This is a genomic window from Blautia sp. Marseille-P3087, from assembly GCF_900120195.1.
GTDB lineage: Bacteria > Bacillota > Clostridia > Lachnospirales > Lachnospiraceae > Blautia_A.
In genome coordinates this window covers 2,713,177-2,729,469 of the sequence record NZ_LT635539.1, presented here as the reverse complement: position 1 = coordinate 2,729,469, position 16,293 = coordinate 2,713,177, and the positions used below count along the sequence as shown (strand labels likewise).

The following is a 16,293-nucleotide window of genomic DNA, read 5'->3' as shown; positions in this document are numbered from 1 at the left end:
CCTTCCTCCTTTTTCATATTTGTCACAGTTTTTATGTCTTTCTGTTTCAGCATTACCCCGTTTTCTGTGACACTTATAGTTTATCAGCGAGCAATTGAGTATACAACTTCCAGAATTGCAGCCTACAGCGTCATTTTTGCATATATTATTCGTGTTTTTCATATAAAGTTCGACATTCATTCTTCGGTCTTTCCGGATTTTTCAGAAATTATTTTCACTGTTTTTCAATAAATACAGGACTTTTCGGGCATCTCATGCTATGCTTATATCAACGAATAATCTATGAGGAGTTTTCTTATATGTCTGCTTTTTCCGACACACTCAGTCAATTTATCGATGACAAAAAAATCAAAGTCTATTCCATGGCCAAATACTGTGATACAGACCGTTCAACTATGTACAAATTTATCAGTGGAAAGCGTAATCCTCCGTCTGATGAAATCATAAAAAAAATGGCGCAGTTTATGCACCTCTCTCCGATGGAATGGCAAAAGTTTAAAGAAAGCTGGGATGTCGCCAGAATCGGCGCAGATGCGTATTATAAAAGAAAAAGTGTGGAAAGTTTTATCTGCAATTTTCCGGATCAGCCTTCTGCAGAATTCTGCGGCTGTTCTTTTACTCCGGATCTTACTTATGCAGAAAACCGGTCCGACTGTATTTCACTGACTTCTCTGCAGCATATAAACTATTATGTCCACCAGATGATTCTTTCGGAAGCAGACCGTGATTCCGGTGAGATCAGTCTCTTTTTGCAGCCGGACTACAAATTCCTGTTCAATCTTCTTGCAAGCCTGAATCCTTCCGATTCGCTGAAGATCAGCCAGATTGTATGCATTGGAACCGAGACAACCTTTACAGATGATCATCAGCTCATCAACCTGAAATACCTGCACAGCGTATTCCCGCTTTATATGGCAGGGCATGACTACTCACTGTACTATTATTATGACAATATTGAATCACATTACCAGAGCTTTAATCTTTATCCGTGCATGATTCTTACTTCAGATAAAGCGCTTCTGTGCAGTTCAGACTATCAGACCGGCATCTTTTTCCGCTCCGGAGAAGTACTGCGTATGCTTAAAAATCTGTACATATCCTATCAGGAACAGTGTACACTGTTCTTCACTCCTGCTCCGCTTACTCCGGAAAATCATGCCGTTGTAATCGGCAACATGTTTGATTCCGATTTCGCCGAAAATGACCTGCTCGGCATCCAGCCGGAATCCTGTCTGACACCATTTTTTACCGGTACTCTGCTGCGTGAGATGTTTAACCACGATCTCCCGAATGCAGATGCGATCCTTGTCATGGCTGAACAGGCATTTCAGATGAGTATGGACAAAATAAAAAATCAGCAGTTTTTTATCTATTCTACATATGAGGGACTTCTGCAGTTTGTACGTTCCGGACGCACAGATGAGATTCCGGAGATTTTTTATCATCCACTGACTACTAGACAGCGCATACAGGTTCTGGAAGGTGTATGTGCATGCTGCGAATCCGGTGCGTACCGTTTTCTTCAGAAACCACTGAATCATCTCCCGGGAAATCTTCATTTCTGCATCCGCGGAAATTCCGGCACAATGATCTTCAAAAACAATGCCGGTGAAATTTTTGTACTGAACATCGAAGAGACAAAGCTGGTAGAAATTTTCCGTGACTATCTGGAAAATATGGAAGAAAGCTGTTTTTACAGCAAAGAAGAAAGTGTTGCCATGATTCGGCAGATCATTGATTATCTGAAAAAGGAAAGAACCGAAACAGAATGATCTTCTGTTATTTACATAAAAACACCCTGATGTATACTGAAATGCTCAGTGCTCATCAGGGTATTTCTGTTTTTCGTTTTCATACTCGCCGGATCATTTAACTGTTTGCAGTATATAACATTTCCGACAGATAAAACAATATGTGGCAGAATTTGTGGGCAGGATTTTTTGTCTTTTCTGACAAAATCGTCCATCTTGGTCTGACCGGTTTGTATTTTGGTTTTTATATACTGCGAAATTTATGATTGACATCTTTTTTTCTGTGTGTTAATATAATCCACGCAAAATTGAATATGGTCTAATTGGAAACGCACATTCTCTTTGAATGATTAACGAACAACACATGCTCACGTAACTTACTATGAACAGTAGTGTATCAATTTAATCATTTTAAGGAGGTTTTTTATGCCTAAAAACAAATTTCAGGAAGTTATTTTTACGATCATTATGGTATTTTTTATGGTTTATGCGATGATCTGTTACAACATCTCTCTCAACATCGGCGGAATGTCAAATGAAGTTTTTCTCTCCGCATTTCATGAACTTGTGATCATGGGCCCGATTGCTTTCATCCTTGATTTCTTTATTGTATCCAAGCTTGCTTTCATGTGCGCTGCACGTATGGTTGATTTCAGAAACAGCCATCCGTTCAGCAAGATCCTTGCAATCTCCGTGGCATCTGTTGCTTTTATGTGTCCGCTTATGAGCCTTGCCGCAACAATCCTGTTTAAAAATGCCGGCAGCCAGTTCGTCGCTGTATGGCTTCAGACAACCGCAATGAATTTCCCAATGGCATTCTTCTGGCAGCTGATCTATGCAGGTCCGATCGTACGCTTTATTTTCAGACATATTTTCAGAGAAAATGAAGCTGTACAGGCTGTCTCTGCATCTGCTGAATAAATCTGATATAAAGTATTTCAATACAGTGAACTTGCCACTGGCAACTTCTCTTGCATACTTTGGCATAAAAAATCTGGTCTGTGGAGATCTTAGAAGACTCTCTGCATGACCAGATTTTTGTTTTCTTTGATTTCTAATTCAGAAGACCTGGAGTCGAAATCTTCTCTTATTACAGAAGATATACAGGAAGATCTTCATTGATATGAACCGGTCCTGCAACAGTTTCCGGCTCTGCATTTTTTACAAAAGCTGCCTGAAGTTCTTCAGAATTCTGTGGTGTAAGAACGGATGTCTTCACAGTTTTCTTTCTTGTCGTTGTCTTCTTTGTGGTTGTTGTTTTTTTCGCAGTTGTTGTCTTTTTGGCTGCGGTTCTCTTTGCAGGAGCTTTCTTTGCTGCCGGTGCTTTCGCTGCCTCTGCTTTTGCCGGAGCTTTTACTTCTTCTGCCGTTTTTGCTTCTGCTTTTACTTCTGTTGTTTTTGCATCTGCATTTGCTGCACGCAGGATGCTGTCTTTACCTACTGACACGATTCATGACCTCCTCTGCCAATTCCATATATTCTTTCGCACTTCTGCTGGATTTCTTATATTCAACTACCGGAACACTGTTATCCTGGGACCATTCTACGGAACTGTCTACGCGGATCACATGTTCAAATACATAAATACTTTCCAGCTCATGCAGGGTTTCCATCGTCTGTTTGAAGTAATTTTTACGGGTATCGACCTTCGTAACAGCAATTCCGGCAACCTCAAGTTCCGGTGAAATCTGCTTTACTTCATTCAGAAACTCAAACATATTTGCCAGACCAAACATTCCCCACGGGCTTGCTTCCACAGGAATGATCACCTTGTCCGATGCACACAGGATATTCATTACCCAGCCGCCAAGTGTCGGTGGTGCATCGATCAGGATGTAGTCATAAACTTCGGAATCTTTGATCTTCTGCAGGCATTTTCGCAGGATAAATTCTCTCTGCCACTTTGTAAAAAGCTCATATTCGATTGAACTCATCAGTGTGGAAGATGGAACCAGATCCAGATTTTCGTACGGTGTATGCACGATATAATCTGTCAGATCCGCCTGTTTCCCAATTGCATAATAGAGATTATTTTCTCCCTGTGCATGTTCAAGTACCCAGTCCTCCGGAAAGAATGCCAGCGACAGATTCAACTGCATATCTCCATCCACCAGAAGTACTTTTTTGCCGGCACGCGCCATCGCCGCACCGAGGTTCGAACAGGTTGTAGATTTACCACTGCCGCCTTTGTTATTGGTAAAACAGATCGTCACGGTCTTTCCCATCGGAATCCCTCCATAAAAAATGTCATTTCATATGTCACATTATAAGGGATTCTGTCGAAATTGGCAATGCTTATTGCTTATTATTTTAGCAGGTAACGTTGTTTGTTATTGTTGTTTCAGTCCAGAATTTTTCCGTCAACGGAGATTGTAACAACCTGCCACGGAATGAATTTTCCGCTGTTCTGGAGAGCTTTTTTTGCTGCCATTTCCAGACCGCCGCAACACGGAACTTCCATGCGAACAACTGTCACGCTGCTGATGTTGTTGCTTCGGATGATCTCCTCCAGTTTTTCACTGTAATCCACGCTGTCAAGCTTCGGACAGCCAACTAAAACAACCTTTCCTCTGATAAAATCCTGATGAAAATTTGCATAGGCATAGGCAGTACAGTCCGCCGCGATAAGCAATTTTGCCCTTTCAAAATACGGAGCCTGTGTCGGCACAAGCTTGATCTGTACCGGCCACTGCTGAAGCTGAGACTCCATCTTTGCTGTTGCCGGAGCTTCAGTTGCCTCGCGTTTCATCTGACGCATACGGCTTCCCGGACAGCCCCCTTTTAAATGATGTGCAGCTTTGTTTTGTGCTTCTTTTTTGCGCTGATTTGCAAGTACGGCTTCTTCATCATAAGCTGCCGCTTCTCTCTCTACGAAGGTGATCGCGCCGGTCGGGCAAGACGGCAGACAGTCCCCAAGTCCGTCGCAGTAATCGTCACGCAGAAGCTTCGCCTTACCGTCAACCATTCCGATTGCGCTTTCGTGGCAGGCGGCCGCACACGCTCCACACCCGTTGCATTTTTCTTCGTCTATGTGAATAATTCTTCTGATCATAAAATATCCTCCTGTTTTTGTTATTTTTTGGTTTCTTCTTACTCTTTTTCTTTTTGTGCCTTGACCTTACACCCAAAGAATACTAAACTAACAAGGAAAAATCCGTGGTTATAACCACAAAATAAGCAAAAACGGAGAATTTTTATGGATTATGAACTGATTTCCCGCACAGCACTGTTTCAGGGGTGCTCCCCCTCCGCGACGGAAAACCTTCTGTACGGACTGAAAACTTTTACAAAAAAATATAAAAAAGGAGCCCCGGTTTATCTTGCCGGAACTCCTGTCACTGATGTAGGAATCGTATTATACGGTACTGTCCAGATTGAAAACAATGACCTGTGGGGCAACAAAAATATCATAAGTCTTGCACGCGCCGGGGAAGTATTTGCAGAAGCTTACGCCTGTATTCCCGACGAACCGATGATGGTTGATGTCATCGCTATGGAAGAAGCAGAAATCCTTTTTCTGAATGTAGCGGAACTTTTCAGGCTTGCAGCCGCCGGAAAAGGCGAATATTCGCATCTGATCCACAATATGACGATGATCAGCGCACGCAAAAACCTGCTGCTGTCGCGCCGCATCCTGCACACCTCTTCCAAGAAGATCCGCGATCGTCTGCTCTCCTATCTTTCCTATCAGGCAGGACTGCAGAAAAGCCGTTACATCGACATTCCGCTGAACCGCCAGCAGCTTGCAGATTACCTCAGTCTGGATCGCAGCGCTCTGTCAAAGGAACTCGGTAAAATGAAAAAAGAAGGGCTTCTGGACTATCACAAAAATAGTTTTGTATTAAAAGATATCGACTAGATTGTACTTGCTTTTATCGCGTTTTGCCGTGTTTGATACGATAGCTTTATCAGAATTCAAACGCCTGTTTGATGCTGTCATAATGAAGGAATTTATCCTCTGCGGCAAAGGCTTTGATCTCATCCAGAGTTGCAAACATGTGGCCATCTGTCTCTGCTTCCTGCAGATGCAGATCTTCATCTTTAACATCCATAATAAAGCGGTATACATCGACAAAATAGTTGTCACCTTCGCCCGGATTTTCACGCTTATAAGTAAACAAATAACCGCCGTCGGCATCCCGTGCATCAAGCCCGGTCTCTTCTTTTACTTCACGAAGTACTGCCTCGAGGGACTCTTCACCTGCCTGTGCAGCTCCGCCGGAAACCTCCCAGCATCCCGGTGCCCATGCTTTCGTCATGACTCGTTTCGTAATCAGAAATTTGTGATCCGGACGCGCTACCACACCAAGTACCGTCAAGTGGTATTCCCCATCCTTCAGGCACCAGTCGTTCCGTTTCATTGTACGGCCCGTCGGCTTCTTATCTCTATCATAAATGTCCCAATATTCCATTTTTTTGTCTCCCTGTTGAATTTTGTATTGAATTTCCTGTTAAACTTTGTATTGAATTTTTTTATTGTATTTCTGGCGAATTTCCCAGTCATGCTTCTGGTGTTTATCATAGCATCCCAGGGAGAGGATTGCAAATGGGAGTTCCAAGGATGGAATCTGTGACACGGGCATCAAATTTGGTAATTAATCCTGCTGCCCGGTTCCTCTGCAATGATTACATAGAACATATCCTGATACATGTCCACTTCCGCTGCAGCTGCCACACATTGTATATCCGACGACCCAGCCCATTATCATGTCGTAGTACAAACAAGACATATATTGCTGACCGCTTCCACCACAAATGCCACAGATTCCTGCATTAGAAACATAAATTTGTCCAGCTCCTTTGCAGACTTTACAGATTAATTTTTTCTTTCCGATCTTAGCAACAATTTTTACCTGACCGGCTTTCGTAATACCATCAAAATGTTGTTTTTTTAGCCGTTCTGTCTAATAGACACTTAAATAGCCCGGATGGTTTTAATTTTTAAAAAATTTTTTTTATTTCTACAAATACTATACTTTATATTGCAACGATGCTCGTAGAACCCAGGTTTCCTATGATGCTTTCCTTTTTTTCCTGTTTTCCTGTAATAAAACAGGAACCATCTTATAGACAGCTCCTGTTTTATAGTCAATATTCTATTTCATTTCTTCTTTTAATTTCAATACATCTTCTAACGGTATTCCAATCTTTTCGGCAATCAGTTCATCATTTAATATTCCGAGAAGATTTTTGGCTGATTCCAATTTAACCTTTTTTTCGGCTTCTTTATATAGCATTTTTCCCAACTCTGTCATTCGCATTTCACTCCTTACTTCGTCCAGATCAATTTTCTCTAAAAATTTGTCAGCCATTGTGTATATCACTGCCTCCAATCTTCGGACATCCTCCTCCGAAATATCTTTTGCTTTTTCTATTATTCTGAACGCACCTGTAATACGCTCTTTCTGCGCTGATTCTCCACCCATTAACGGCATCAGAACCAGTCTGATTAATTCTTCTTTTGTTATTTTTTCGTTTTCGTCTATTTTGTGCCTCAGTTCAATCAAAAACTCATCTGCATTCCAATCTGCCATAATAATCGGCATTATTCGATATGTATTCAGTCCCTCCGTAAATTCTGTCACCGGATTTTTAATTTTCCCAGAAAACAGCACACATGTAGTTACCGAAACATTGTACTGATAACTGATTACCGCCTCATACGAACGAAATCTTTTCAAATCTTTAATGCCTTTACTACTGCTCTGAAACTCGAAATGTTTCCAGCTTCCATCTTCCATAATCAGGTTATTGTCCTGAAAATACTTATGAAATTCCAATATAGTAGATTCAGTAGGTGCGATTCCAATAACTTTCTCATGGATTCCTAAATATGGCAATAATTCATTAGCAAAAAACTGCATCATACTCTTCATGATTGCATCTTCGTGCTGATATACTGAAGATTTTTCTTCTTTTGTAACACTGATTTCTTCTTTCATTTGAATCCTTTCTGCAAAAAAGTATTCAAAAAAATCACCTAATTACAATATATCAAAAAAAAATACTACAGACAACATACTTTTCTGCTGTTTATATGATTTCTATGTTGGTATTTTCTCTGAAATCGAGATAAGAATATTCATTAGAAAATAATAGATATAACAAATTGTAATCGACAATTTCCCTGCAACTGTCTGTATATTACATAATGTAAAAGAAAAAACGCGCAGTGTCAACAAAAAATGTTCGACAAATTATTCTTAACTTTCATTTATTTCTATCCCTGAAATCATTTGACATTCTTTACTACTTTCGCTACTATTATTTCATAAAATATGGCATCTTAAATAGATAATATTACTCAGTTATCATCAGCATACATGAGGGGAAATTGATATGAATTTTAAGAATCTGGCAGAACAAAACGAGAACTGGATCATCGAGCAGAGGCGTTATTTTCATGCACATCCAGAGCTTTCTTTTGAGGAAAAAAACACCACCGGGCAGATTGGAAAACTTCTTGAAGAAATGGGGCTGACTCCTCACTATTATCCGGATTATAACGGTCTCTGGGCGATGATCGAGGGATGCAAAGCTACCCCTGAGAGCAAGACAGTCGCTCTTCGTGCAGATATCGATGCACTTCCCGTTGATGAACACACCGGACTTGCTTTTTGCAGTCAGAATCCAGGTGTCATGCACGCCTGTGGACACGACTGCCATATTGCCATGCTTCTGGGCGGAATCCGTATGCTGATGGCAAAAAAAGAAGACCTGAAAGGAAATGTAAAGATCATCTTTCAGGCTGCAGAAGAATCCTGCCACGGTGCACAGTACTATGTCGAGCATGGTTTTCTGGACGATGTAGATGCCATTTACGGCACACATATCTGGGGAGATCTGGATGCACCTTATATGAATTTTGAATCTGGCCCACGTATGGCCAGCTGTGACAATTTCCGAATTGAAATCGAGGGTGTTTCCTCTCATGGTTCCACCCCGCATCAGGGTGCTGATGCGATTCTGACTGCCGCTTATATCATCACAGAAATTCAGGCAATCGTTTCCCGTATGAATGATCCTCTGAATCCACTGGTTGTCACCGTCGGTAAGATAGAAGGCGGACAGCGCTTTAATATTCTTGCTGATAAGGTCGTTCTGGAGGGAACTACGCGTACCCATTCCCCTGAAATGCGCAAAAAAACAGAGCCTCTGCTCCGCAGAATCGCTGAAAATACAGCTGCTTCCATGGGAGCAAAGGCTACTCTGACTTTTGAATATTTTCCGGCTCCGATCATCAATGAGCATGAAGATCTGGTACTGATTGCAAAAAATGCCGCTGCCAAAGTGTACGGTACTGACTGTCTGAAATCATTCCCGAAAATGATGATCAGTGAAGACTTCGCCTACTATATGGAAAAAGTTCCGGGTGTCTTCGGGCTGGTCGGAAGCCAGAATAAATCTCTTGGCATCACCGCCAAAAACCACAACGATCACTATACCGTAGATGAAAGCGTCTTAAAACGCGGAGCTGCGATGTACGCACAGTTTGCGTACGATTTTCTGGAAGAAAAATCAACATGAATGCTTCACCGGCATCATGATATCCATTAAACATCACTTCAACTTTTGGTCAGATTCCATTCGTGCCCTCTCCACTTATATAATACTGAACATTTGCGACCTGTCCGGCACCTACTTTGAATCAGCGGACGCGCCACCGGGCGCACCGCAAAAAAGGCTGCCGCACTAGTACGACAGCCTTGCTATACTTCTGCAGTGTTAAATAATTACGCAGAAATCTCATCGATCAGTTTCAGTTCTTCTTCTGTAAACGGTGCACAGCTGATTGCTTTTACATTGTCAAGAATCTGCTGCGGTTTTGATGCACCGATCAGTACACTTGTAACTTCGTCGTGATGAAGCAGCCATCCGAGTGCCATGTCGGCAAGTTTCTCGCCTCGCTGTGCTGCCAGATCATTCAGCTTACGAATCTGATCCAGCCTGTGTTCATCCAGTGTACTTTCTTTTAAAAATCTTCCATCTGTACGGATTCGGCTGTCTTCCGGAATACCGTGAAGATAGCGGTCCGTCAGCTGGCCCTGTGCAAGAGGACTGAATGTGATCAGACCTTTTTTCAGTTTGCCCGCCATATCTTTTAATCCATTTTTTTCTACAGCTCTGTCAAAAATAGAATAGCGGTTCTGGTTAATTACAAACGGACAATGCAGCTCTTTGAGGATTGCAGCTGCTTTTTCCAGGGTAGGCCCGTCATAATTGGAAAGACCGACATAGATTGCTTTTCCTCTCTGTACTGCGCTTGCCAGCGCTCCCATTGTCTCTTCAAGAGGAGTTTCCGGATCCATTCTGTGATGATAAAAAATATCGACGTATTCCAGTCCCATTCGTTTCAGGCTCTGATCAAGACTTGCAAGAAGATATTTGCGGCTTCCCCAGTTCCCGTAAGGACCCTCCCACATATCATATCCTGCTTTTGTTGTAATGATCAGCTCATCTCGGTAAACTCCAAGATCCTCTTTCAGAATACGGCCGAAGTTTTTCTCGGCACTTCCCGGCTCCGGTCCGTAATTATTTGCAAGGTCAAACTGTGTGATACCATTGTCAAATGCAGTGAAACAAAGCTTTTTCATATTCTCATAATTTGCTGTATCACCAAAATTGTGCCACAGTCCCAGAGACACCTTCGGAAGCATTAAGCCGCTGTCTCCGCAGCGCTTACACTCCATCTGTGTATATCGTTCTTTTGCTGCTGTATACATTTCCTTCACCCTCCAAAATGATATTCAAATTCCTTCTATAGAAGATTATCCGTTCAAATATTTCGAAAGTCAAGAAATTTTGTAAGGCTTTTACTTTTCCGAAAATGGAATAGCCATTCGATTTATTTGTTGCTATAATCAAGATACATAAAAACACGAAATGGAAATACTATAGAGGAGTGACAGATCATGGCATCAGAACGTACTGATGAATTATATAAAATTTTACTCAGCAAAGGATATCCCAAAGAACTTTGTGCAGAGATTGCATACAAAAATATGAATACAGATTATACTGCCACCCGGATGCTCGGATATCTCTATCGAATAAGCAATCCGCGGATTGAAGACCTCATAGATGAAATGCTTGCGATCTTAAGTGACCGAAATGCGATCATTCAGAAAAAAGAAGTGGAACAGGCCCAGAGCGTGATCAATGACGTGTATCAGAATGGGCTCTAAAACTGATTTAGAAAGGTAGAAAAATGGCACAGATTATATTAACTTTCGGACTCGAAACAGAAAAACTCAGAGCGGTTCGCAGTACTGCCCTGAAAAACGGAATGCAGGTAAAAGAAATTTCCCGGATAAATTATGGGCAGAAGCTTGGCTTTCTTGCCGGAATCCAGGGCTTTCACAAAGAAAAAACAAATTATATCGGCCCGGATTTCCCACTCGGAATGATGGTATTCTCCGGGACCGACTCCACGCAGATGGATGCCTTTCTCGCCGACTATAAGCAGACCGGCGCAGCATCTATTCCGTTAAAAGCTATCATTACCCCACACAATATCTTCTGGACTGCAGAAGCATTGTATAAAGAATTATGGAAAGAACATCTGCATTTTATTTAGTTTTACTGTATCGGTTCAAAATCCACAGCTCCATGCTTGCACAGCGGGCAAATGATGTCTTCCGGAAGTTCATCGCCTTCGTAGACATAGCCGCAGACTTTGCAGACAAAACCTTTTTTACCTTCTGTTTCCGGCTTCGGTTTTACATTCTGCTGGTAATAAGTGTAAGTCATGGTATCCTGATCACTCATAACACGGGCTTCTGTAACGCTACAGATGAACATTCCATGCGTATCAAGGTCGACATACTGTTCTACTTTCAGTGACATGAATGCATTGATATATTTATCCAGAAATACAAGTCCGTTTCCGGAACGGTTGATCTTCTGTCCTGCAAATTTGTCGACAGTTCTTCCTGACTGGAAGCCAAACTGCTGAAAAACAGAGAACGGTGCATCTACGGACAGGCAGTTTACATTGAGAACACCTGTCTGCCGGATTACATGATGAGAATAATTTGCCTTGTTGATATTTACAGCTACGCGATATGGATTGTCCGTCAGCTGCGTAACTGTATTTACAATAAGACCGTTATCTTTTCTTCCATCGTTGGAGGTAACTACATAAAGGCCATAACCGATGCGGAAAAGCGCAGTCATGTCATTTTTGTTTGCAAGAGTATCATCTTTTGCAATATATTCTTTGCAGAGTTCATCTGTCATATCATCGATCTGTTTACGGTTTTCTTCCTTTACAGCAGACCAGATGTGTACAGAGTTTTTCAGCCAGTCGATTTTTTTGCACTTAGACATCATTTCTTTCATAATTTTTGCTGCCAGAGGTGCCCATGAACCATTTTCAATGAGGCCGACGGTACGATTCTGGTAATTGTGTTCTACCAGTCGGGTAATAAAATCATTCATAAACGGATAGATACCTGCATTGTAAGTTGTGGTTGCCAGGATCAGTTTTGAATAGCGGAAAGCATCACTCAATGCCTGGGACATATCATCTCTTGCAAGATCATAAACCAGAACCCTTGGACATCCTTTTGCTTTTAATTTTTCAGCAAGAAGAGAAACTGCCATTCTGGTGTGTCCATATACGGAAGTATAGGCAATCACAATTCCGTCATCTTCCGGCATATAGGAAGACCATGTATCATAAAGCCCGATATAATGTCCGAGATCTTCTGTAAGAACAGGTCCATGAAGCGGACAGATTTTCTGAATATCGAGAGTGGCCGCTACTTTGAGAAGTTTCTGTACCTGTGCACCGTATTTTCCTACGATACCGATAAAATATCTTCTTGCCTCGTCATCCCATGGTTCTTCCACATCCAGCGCTCCGAACTTTCCAAAGCCATCTGCGGAAAAAAGAACCTTTTCTGTGCTGTCATAAGTAACCATAACTTCCGGCCAGTGAACCATCGGTGCAAATACGAAAGTAAGCTGATGATATCCGAGAGAAAGTGTACTGCCGTTTTCCGCTTCTATTTTCTTTCCTTCCAGATCCAGTTCAAAAAAGTTTCGGATCATGCCAAACGCTTTACCTGTAGCAACTACTGTAGTATCCGGATATACTTTCAGGAAATTTGCAACATTGGCTGCATGATCAGGTTCCATGTGCTGTACAATCAGATAATCCGGTTTACGGCCATCCAGAACCTGCTGGATATTGTCAAGCCACTGGTGAGTAAAATCTGCATCTACAGTATCCATAACCGCAATTTTTTCGTCCAGGATCACATAAGAATTATAAGACATTCCACCCGGGACTTTGTACTGCCCTTCAAAAAGATCAATGCGGTGATCGTTTACACCTACGTATTTGATGGTATCTGTGATTTTCATATAATTTCCTCCGTTTCTCTTAGATTGAATAATTAAGTTTCCGTTTTTTCTGTTTACTTGTGCTGGTTTAGTTTTATTGTTTTACTTTTATTTGTTTTATAGTCTTTGTTTCCTGTATTCTGTAACTTTGTTGCAATTCATAACTTTGTTAAAAGAATAACAGAATGGCGCAGGAATTTCTGTTGCAAAAGTCACAAATTAATGATCTGCCTGAAAAAATATGTTATAATCTGGAAAAAGGGGGAAACATGATGGAAAAACATATTACACTTTTTACGGATATTCTTCCTGAAGAGCAGGAACGAATGCGCGTCTGTTTTCATGCAAGAGAAGATATTTTCCGAAATGGAGAGACGATCATGGAATATTCCCGTTCTATGAACAAGATCGGCCTGATTCTTTATGGCAGAGCAATTCTTTACTGCTGCGACGAAGAAGGAAATGAATATATGATCGATAAGCTTAAGAAAGATGCTGTTTTTGGAGAACCGTTTCTTCTCCCGGCAGACTCTCAGCATTATTATGTGACCGCCGAAGAAGAAACAAAGGTAATGTTCATTGATTATGATCATGTGATCAAAAGATGTGAAAAAGCATGCCACCATCACAGTCAGATGGTCAGCAATCTGCTGCAGATGGCGGCTATGCAGTCCAGGCAGCAAATGGAACGGATTTATGTATTATCCAGAACCACGACCAAAAAAAAATTACTGGCATATCTGAACAACCTTTCCAGCCAGACTCACAGCCATAGCGTACAGATTCCTATGTCTTATACCGCACTGGCTCAATATCTTACCGTGGACAGAAGTGCCATGACCAGAGAGCTGAAAAATCTGGAAAAAGAGGGGATTCTAACCAAAAAAGGAAGAAATATTCGTCTGCGGGAGTAACTGGATTTTCTCATGTCTGGAGCATCCAATTTACACGGACTTTCATTTGACTTACTCTCCGCACGGTTTCCATCTTTCATGCAGTTTTTACCTTATCCAGATATTTCCGCACCACTTCCAGGCCTCCGGTGGGTACGCAGAAGATATCTCTGTATTTTTCGCATTTTTCACAGACTTCCTCCAGGTCAAACCACTGAACGCTCTCTACTTCTTCCGTCTGAAATACAAGTTCATCTGTATTTACAGATTCTTTGTAGATATAAACAAAAGCAATTTCTTCATCGCGGAACATTTTCCCGTGAAATTCTCTGGCAAAAGATATTGGGAAGGTTCCGGCAAAATGCAGCTGTTCTGGTACTGCACTGATTCCCAGTTCTTCCTTCAGTTCCCGAAGTGCAGATTCCAATGGTTCATCTCCTGCCTGAATATGTCCGGCTGAAGAAGTATCAAATTTTCCCGGAAAGGAATCCTTATTCTGTGATCGTTTCTGTAAGAGAATCTGCACTCTGCCTTCTTTTTCACGGATGATCCATATATGAGCTGTTCTGTGCGGAATTCCCTCTGCATGCGCTTTTTCCCTTGATACAATCTGTCCTGTTGGATTACCCTTGCTGTCTATAACATCAAATAATTCCATTTTTATTCTTTCCTTCTTATCCGTATTAGTTTTTATTTCTCAATGAAATGTATTCTTTCAGGCGCAAATCGGTTCTGCTGAGGTCTTGTCTCTGCCGGATAGCCCAGTGCAAACATAGAAAATACCTTCACATTTTCCGGAAGCTCCAGAAATCTGTGGACTTCTTCCATTCGATCCTCCATCGGTGCGATACCAAACCATACTCCTCCGAGGCCCAGCGCATCTGTTTCCAGCCAGATATTCTGCTGTGCAATCGCCATATCAATTTGCGCAAAAGATGGTGCAACAAGTCCTTCTGTATGATATACAGGAACAATAACTACAGGTGCCCCTGCTGCACATCCGGTGTATGGAGTTACTTTGGATAATTTCTGGATTTTTTCTTTATCTGTTACCACAAAAAATTCCCACGGCTGCTGGTTACATGCACTTGGTGCCTGCATTCCCGCCTTCAGAATCTCCATGATTTTTTCCGTTTCTACTGGTCTATCTTCATATTTTCTTACACTGATTCTGTGAAAAATACTGTTCATATTACATGGTCCCTTGCTTATTATTTAAGATAGTTCCATTATAACATGTATATTTTATAAAGCTAACAAATATCTTCACTTCATCCGCAATTAATTCTCACAATAACAGTTTTTTCTATCATATTTTCCTGATTTTTTTTGTAAAATCATTTTAATTATAGGGTCCATTATATATTCATTTTATTGGCTTAAATTGGTGTTGCTCATATACAAACCATCCAATTTTATTACCTTCAATGACCTGCAAGATACTTGCTCTATCACTGGCCAACCATTTTATCTAAATCATGTTGGTTTCCAGCAGACTTACTCTTTCCCAGGTCATCTAGCACCACAATTTTGATTGGTCTCCACACAGCTTATCCTTTCCATAGTCATTCGGCACCTATATTTTCGTTGACCTCCAGACAACTTACTCCTCTCGCAGTCATCTTCTACACAACAACACAACAATATTAAGATATATACAATCCACTGACTCCTGAGGAAAGTCTGAGTATCATGGAAAAGGCATTTTCCAACTGGTTTGGCCCGAATTTTCCCATTTTTAATAATTTTTAAATTTTATTCCCTTGATACTTTTTAAAATAGTGTCTTTATTCTTTTCATGGAGATAAAACTTATTCAATCTGGACTTTTTATATTTCAGATAAGTACCTTCGGTTTGCTCAATCAATAACTTGGTAAAGTATCTCTCCCAGCTGAAGAATTCACTGCTCTCAATATATTCTTCCGAAGCCTGATCTTCACTTACCGAATGAAAAAAATCATACCCTGAATTTGAATCTTCAACAATTATTTTTTCCGGCTTTATCGGCAAAACATTTTCATCAGAATATATCTTATACATGCATTAAAAATTCTTCCTGTCTCATCAAATAGCATCAATAGGACTGTCTTTACGCCCCCTGACAATTCTTTGGGTGAAATAGGACCAAGAACTGGGCTTTCAATCAGATGTGCACTTACTACATCAGATTTGTCCACGTCTCGAATAATCTCAACAGACTGTTTGTCTGTAATCCATTCATCCTCATAACGATTATCAAAATAAACAGGTGGGTAATAAACTGCCTCTTCCATTTTTCCCAAATACATGCTTAACATAG

At 41.1% G+C, this 16,293-nt stretch carries 18 protein-coding genes; 7 read left to right on the top strand and 11 right to left on the bottom strand.

Annotation, left to right across the window (positions count from 1 at the left end; all coding sequences use genetic code 11):
- Positions 1-299: 299 nt before the first annotated feature.
- Together BQ7344_RS13030 and BQ7344_RS13020 are read left to right on the top strand one after the other, a co-directional pair.
- A complete protein-coding gene (locus tag BQ7344_RS13030) occupies positions 300-1,772 on the top strand; it encodes a helix-turn-helix domain-containing protein (RefSeq protein ID WP_072522886.1) in 1,473 nt (490 codons plus the stop codon).
- A gap of 405 nt (positions 1,773-2,177) precedes the next feature.
- Positions 2,178-2,672: a DUF2798 domain-containing protein gene (locus tag BQ7344_RS13020; protein WP_072522884.1), complete on the top strand. Its 495-nt coding sequence runs from the start codon at positions 2,178-2,180 to the stop codon at positions 2,670-2,672.
- 169 nt (positions 2,673-2,841) lie between these two features.
- Here the strand turns inward: BQ7344_RS13020 and BQ7344_RS16320 are convergent, their stop codons facing one another.
- The 3 genes from BQ7344_RS16320 to BQ7344_RS13005 form a co-directional block, all read right to left on the bottom strand.
- Positions 2,842-3,198, bottom strand: coding sequence for a hypothetical protein (locus tag BQ7344_RS16320; protein WP_072522883.1), 357 nt, complete (start codon positions 3,196-3,198; stop codon positions 2,842-2,844).
- Positions 3,185-3,976 (bottom strand): ParA family protein, encoded by a 792-nt coding sequence (locus BQ7344_RS13010; protein ID WP_072522882.1) that lies wholly within the window; start codon positions 3,974-3,976, stop codon positions 3,185-3,187. Before BQ7344_RS13010 ends, BQ7344_RS16320 begins: the two co-directional genes overlap by 14 nt.
- 116 nt (positions 3,977-4,092) lie before the next feature.
- Entirely contained in the window at positions 4,093-4,803 is a 711-nt protein-coding gene (locus BQ7344_RS13005; protein WP_072522881.1) for a 4Fe-4S dicluster domain-containing protein, read from the bottom strand.
- 144 nt (positions 4,804-4,947) lie between these two features.
- Here BQ7344_RS13005 and BQ7344_RS13000 point away from each other — a divergent pair, with 144 nt between their 5' ends.
- Positions 4,948-5,610 (top strand): Crp/Fnr family transcriptional regulator, encoded by a 663-nt coding sequence (locus BQ7344_RS13000; protein WP_072522880.1) that lies wholly within the window; start codon positions 4,948-4,950, stop codon positions 5,608-5,610.
- A 49-nt stretch (positions 5,611-5,659) separates the two neighbouring features.
- On the opposite strand, the gene BQ7344_RS12995 is transcribed toward BQ7344_RS13000, so the two are convergent.
- Entirely contained in the window at positions 5,660-6,163 is a 504-nt protein-coding gene (locus BQ7344_RS12995) for an NUDIX hydrolase (protein WP_072522879.1), read from the bottom strand.
- Positions 6,164-6,847: 684 nt separating this feature from the next.
- On the bottom strand, positions 6,848-7,693 hold the full coding sequence (locus BQ7344_RS12990) for a hypothetical protein (RefSeq protein WP_015543191.1): 846 nt from the start codon (positions 7,691-7,693) through the stop codon (positions 6,848-6,850).
- Positions 7,694-8,090: 397 nt separating this feature from the next.
- Here BQ7344_RS12990 and BQ7344_RS12985 point away from each other — a divergent pair, with 397 nt between their 5' ends.
- A complete protein-coding gene (locus tag BQ7344_RS12985) occupies positions 8,091-9,278 on the top strand; it encodes a M20 family metallopeptidase (RefSeq protein WP_072522878.1) in 1,188 nt (395 codons plus the stop codon).
- 206 nt (positions 9,279-9,484) lie between these two features.
- On the opposite strand, the gene BQ7344_RS12980 is transcribed toward BQ7344_RS12985, so the two are convergent.
- Positions 9,485-10,474: an aldo/keto reductase gene (locus BQ7344_RS12980; RefSeq protein WP_072522877.1), complete on the bottom strand. Its 990-nt coding sequence runs from the start codon at positions 10,472-10,474 to the stop codon at positions 9,485-9,487.
- A gap of 189 nt (positions 10,475-10,663) precedes the next feature.
- On the opposite strand from BQ7344_RS12980, the gene BQ7344_RS12975 reads away from it, so the two are divergent.
- Together BQ7344_RS12975 and BQ7344_RS12970 are read left to right on the top strand one after the other, a co-directional pair.
- Positions 10,664-10,936: a hypothetical protein gene (locus BQ7344_RS12975; protein WP_072522876.1), complete on the top strand. Its 273-nt coding sequence runs from the start codon at positions 10,664-10,666 to the stop codon at positions 10,934-10,936.
- Between the two features lie 23 nt (positions 10,937-10,959).
- The gene (locus BQ7344_RS12970; RefSeq protein WP_072522875.1) at positions 10,960-11,328 is read left to right on the top strand and encodes a DUF3783 domain-containing protein; all 369 of its coding nucleotides are present in this window, start codon (positions 10,960-10,962) and stop codon (positions 11,326-11,328) included.
- Between the two features lie 2 nt (positions 11,329-11,330).
- Here BQ7344_RS12970 and BQ7344_RS12965 read toward each other — a convergent pair whose 3' ends face one another.
- Positions 11,331-13,121, bottom strand: coding sequence for a flavin reductase (locus tag BQ7344_RS12965; protein WP_072522874.1), 1,791 nt, complete (start codon positions 13,119-13,121; stop codon positions 11,331-11,333).
- A gap of 248 nt (positions 13,122-13,369) precedes the next feature.
- On the opposite strand from BQ7344_RS12965, the gene BQ7344_RS12960 reads away from it, so the two are divergent.
- On the top strand, positions 13,370-14,014 hold the full coding sequence (locus BQ7344_RS12960; protein ID WP_235816119.1) for a Crp/Fnr family transcriptional regulator: 645 nt from the start codon (positions 13,370-13,372) through the stop codon (positions 14,012-14,014).
- A 76-nt stretch (positions 14,015-14,090) separates the two neighbouring features.
- Here the strand turns inward: BQ7344_RS12960 and BQ7344_RS12955 are convergent, their stop codons facing one another.
- The 4 genes from BQ7344_RS12955 to BQ7344_RS12940 all read right to left on the bottom strand — a co-directional run bounded on the left by BQ7344_RS12955 (position 14,091) and on the right by BQ7344_RS12940 (position 16,291).
- Complete coding sequence (locus BQ7344_RS12955; protein ID WP_072522873.1) at positions 14,091-14,651, bottom strand: NUDIX hydrolase; 561 nt, start codon at positions 14,649-14,651, stop codon at positions 14,091-14,093.
- 32 nt (positions 14,652-14,683) lie between these two features.
- Entirely contained in the window at positions 14,684-15,184 is a 501-nt protein-coding gene (locus BQ7344_RS12950) for a nitroreductase family protein (protein ID WP_072522872.1), read from the bottom strand.
- Between the two features lie 547 nt (positions 15,185-15,731).
- Entirely contained in the window at positions 15,732-16,034 is a 303-nt protein-coding gene (locus tag BQ7344_RS12945) for a hypothetical protein (RefSeq protein ID WP_072522871.1), read from the bottom strand.
- Positions 15,995-16,291: a DUF4869 domain-containing protein gene (locus BQ7344_RS12940; protein WP_083585546.1), complete on the bottom strand. Its 297-nt coding sequence runs from the start codon at positions 16,289-16,291 to the stop codon at positions 15,995-15,997. The genes BQ7344_RS12945 and BQ7344_RS12940 overlap by 40 nt, the downstream gene beginning before the upstream one ends.
- Positions 16,292-16,293 lie beyond the last annotated feature (2 nt).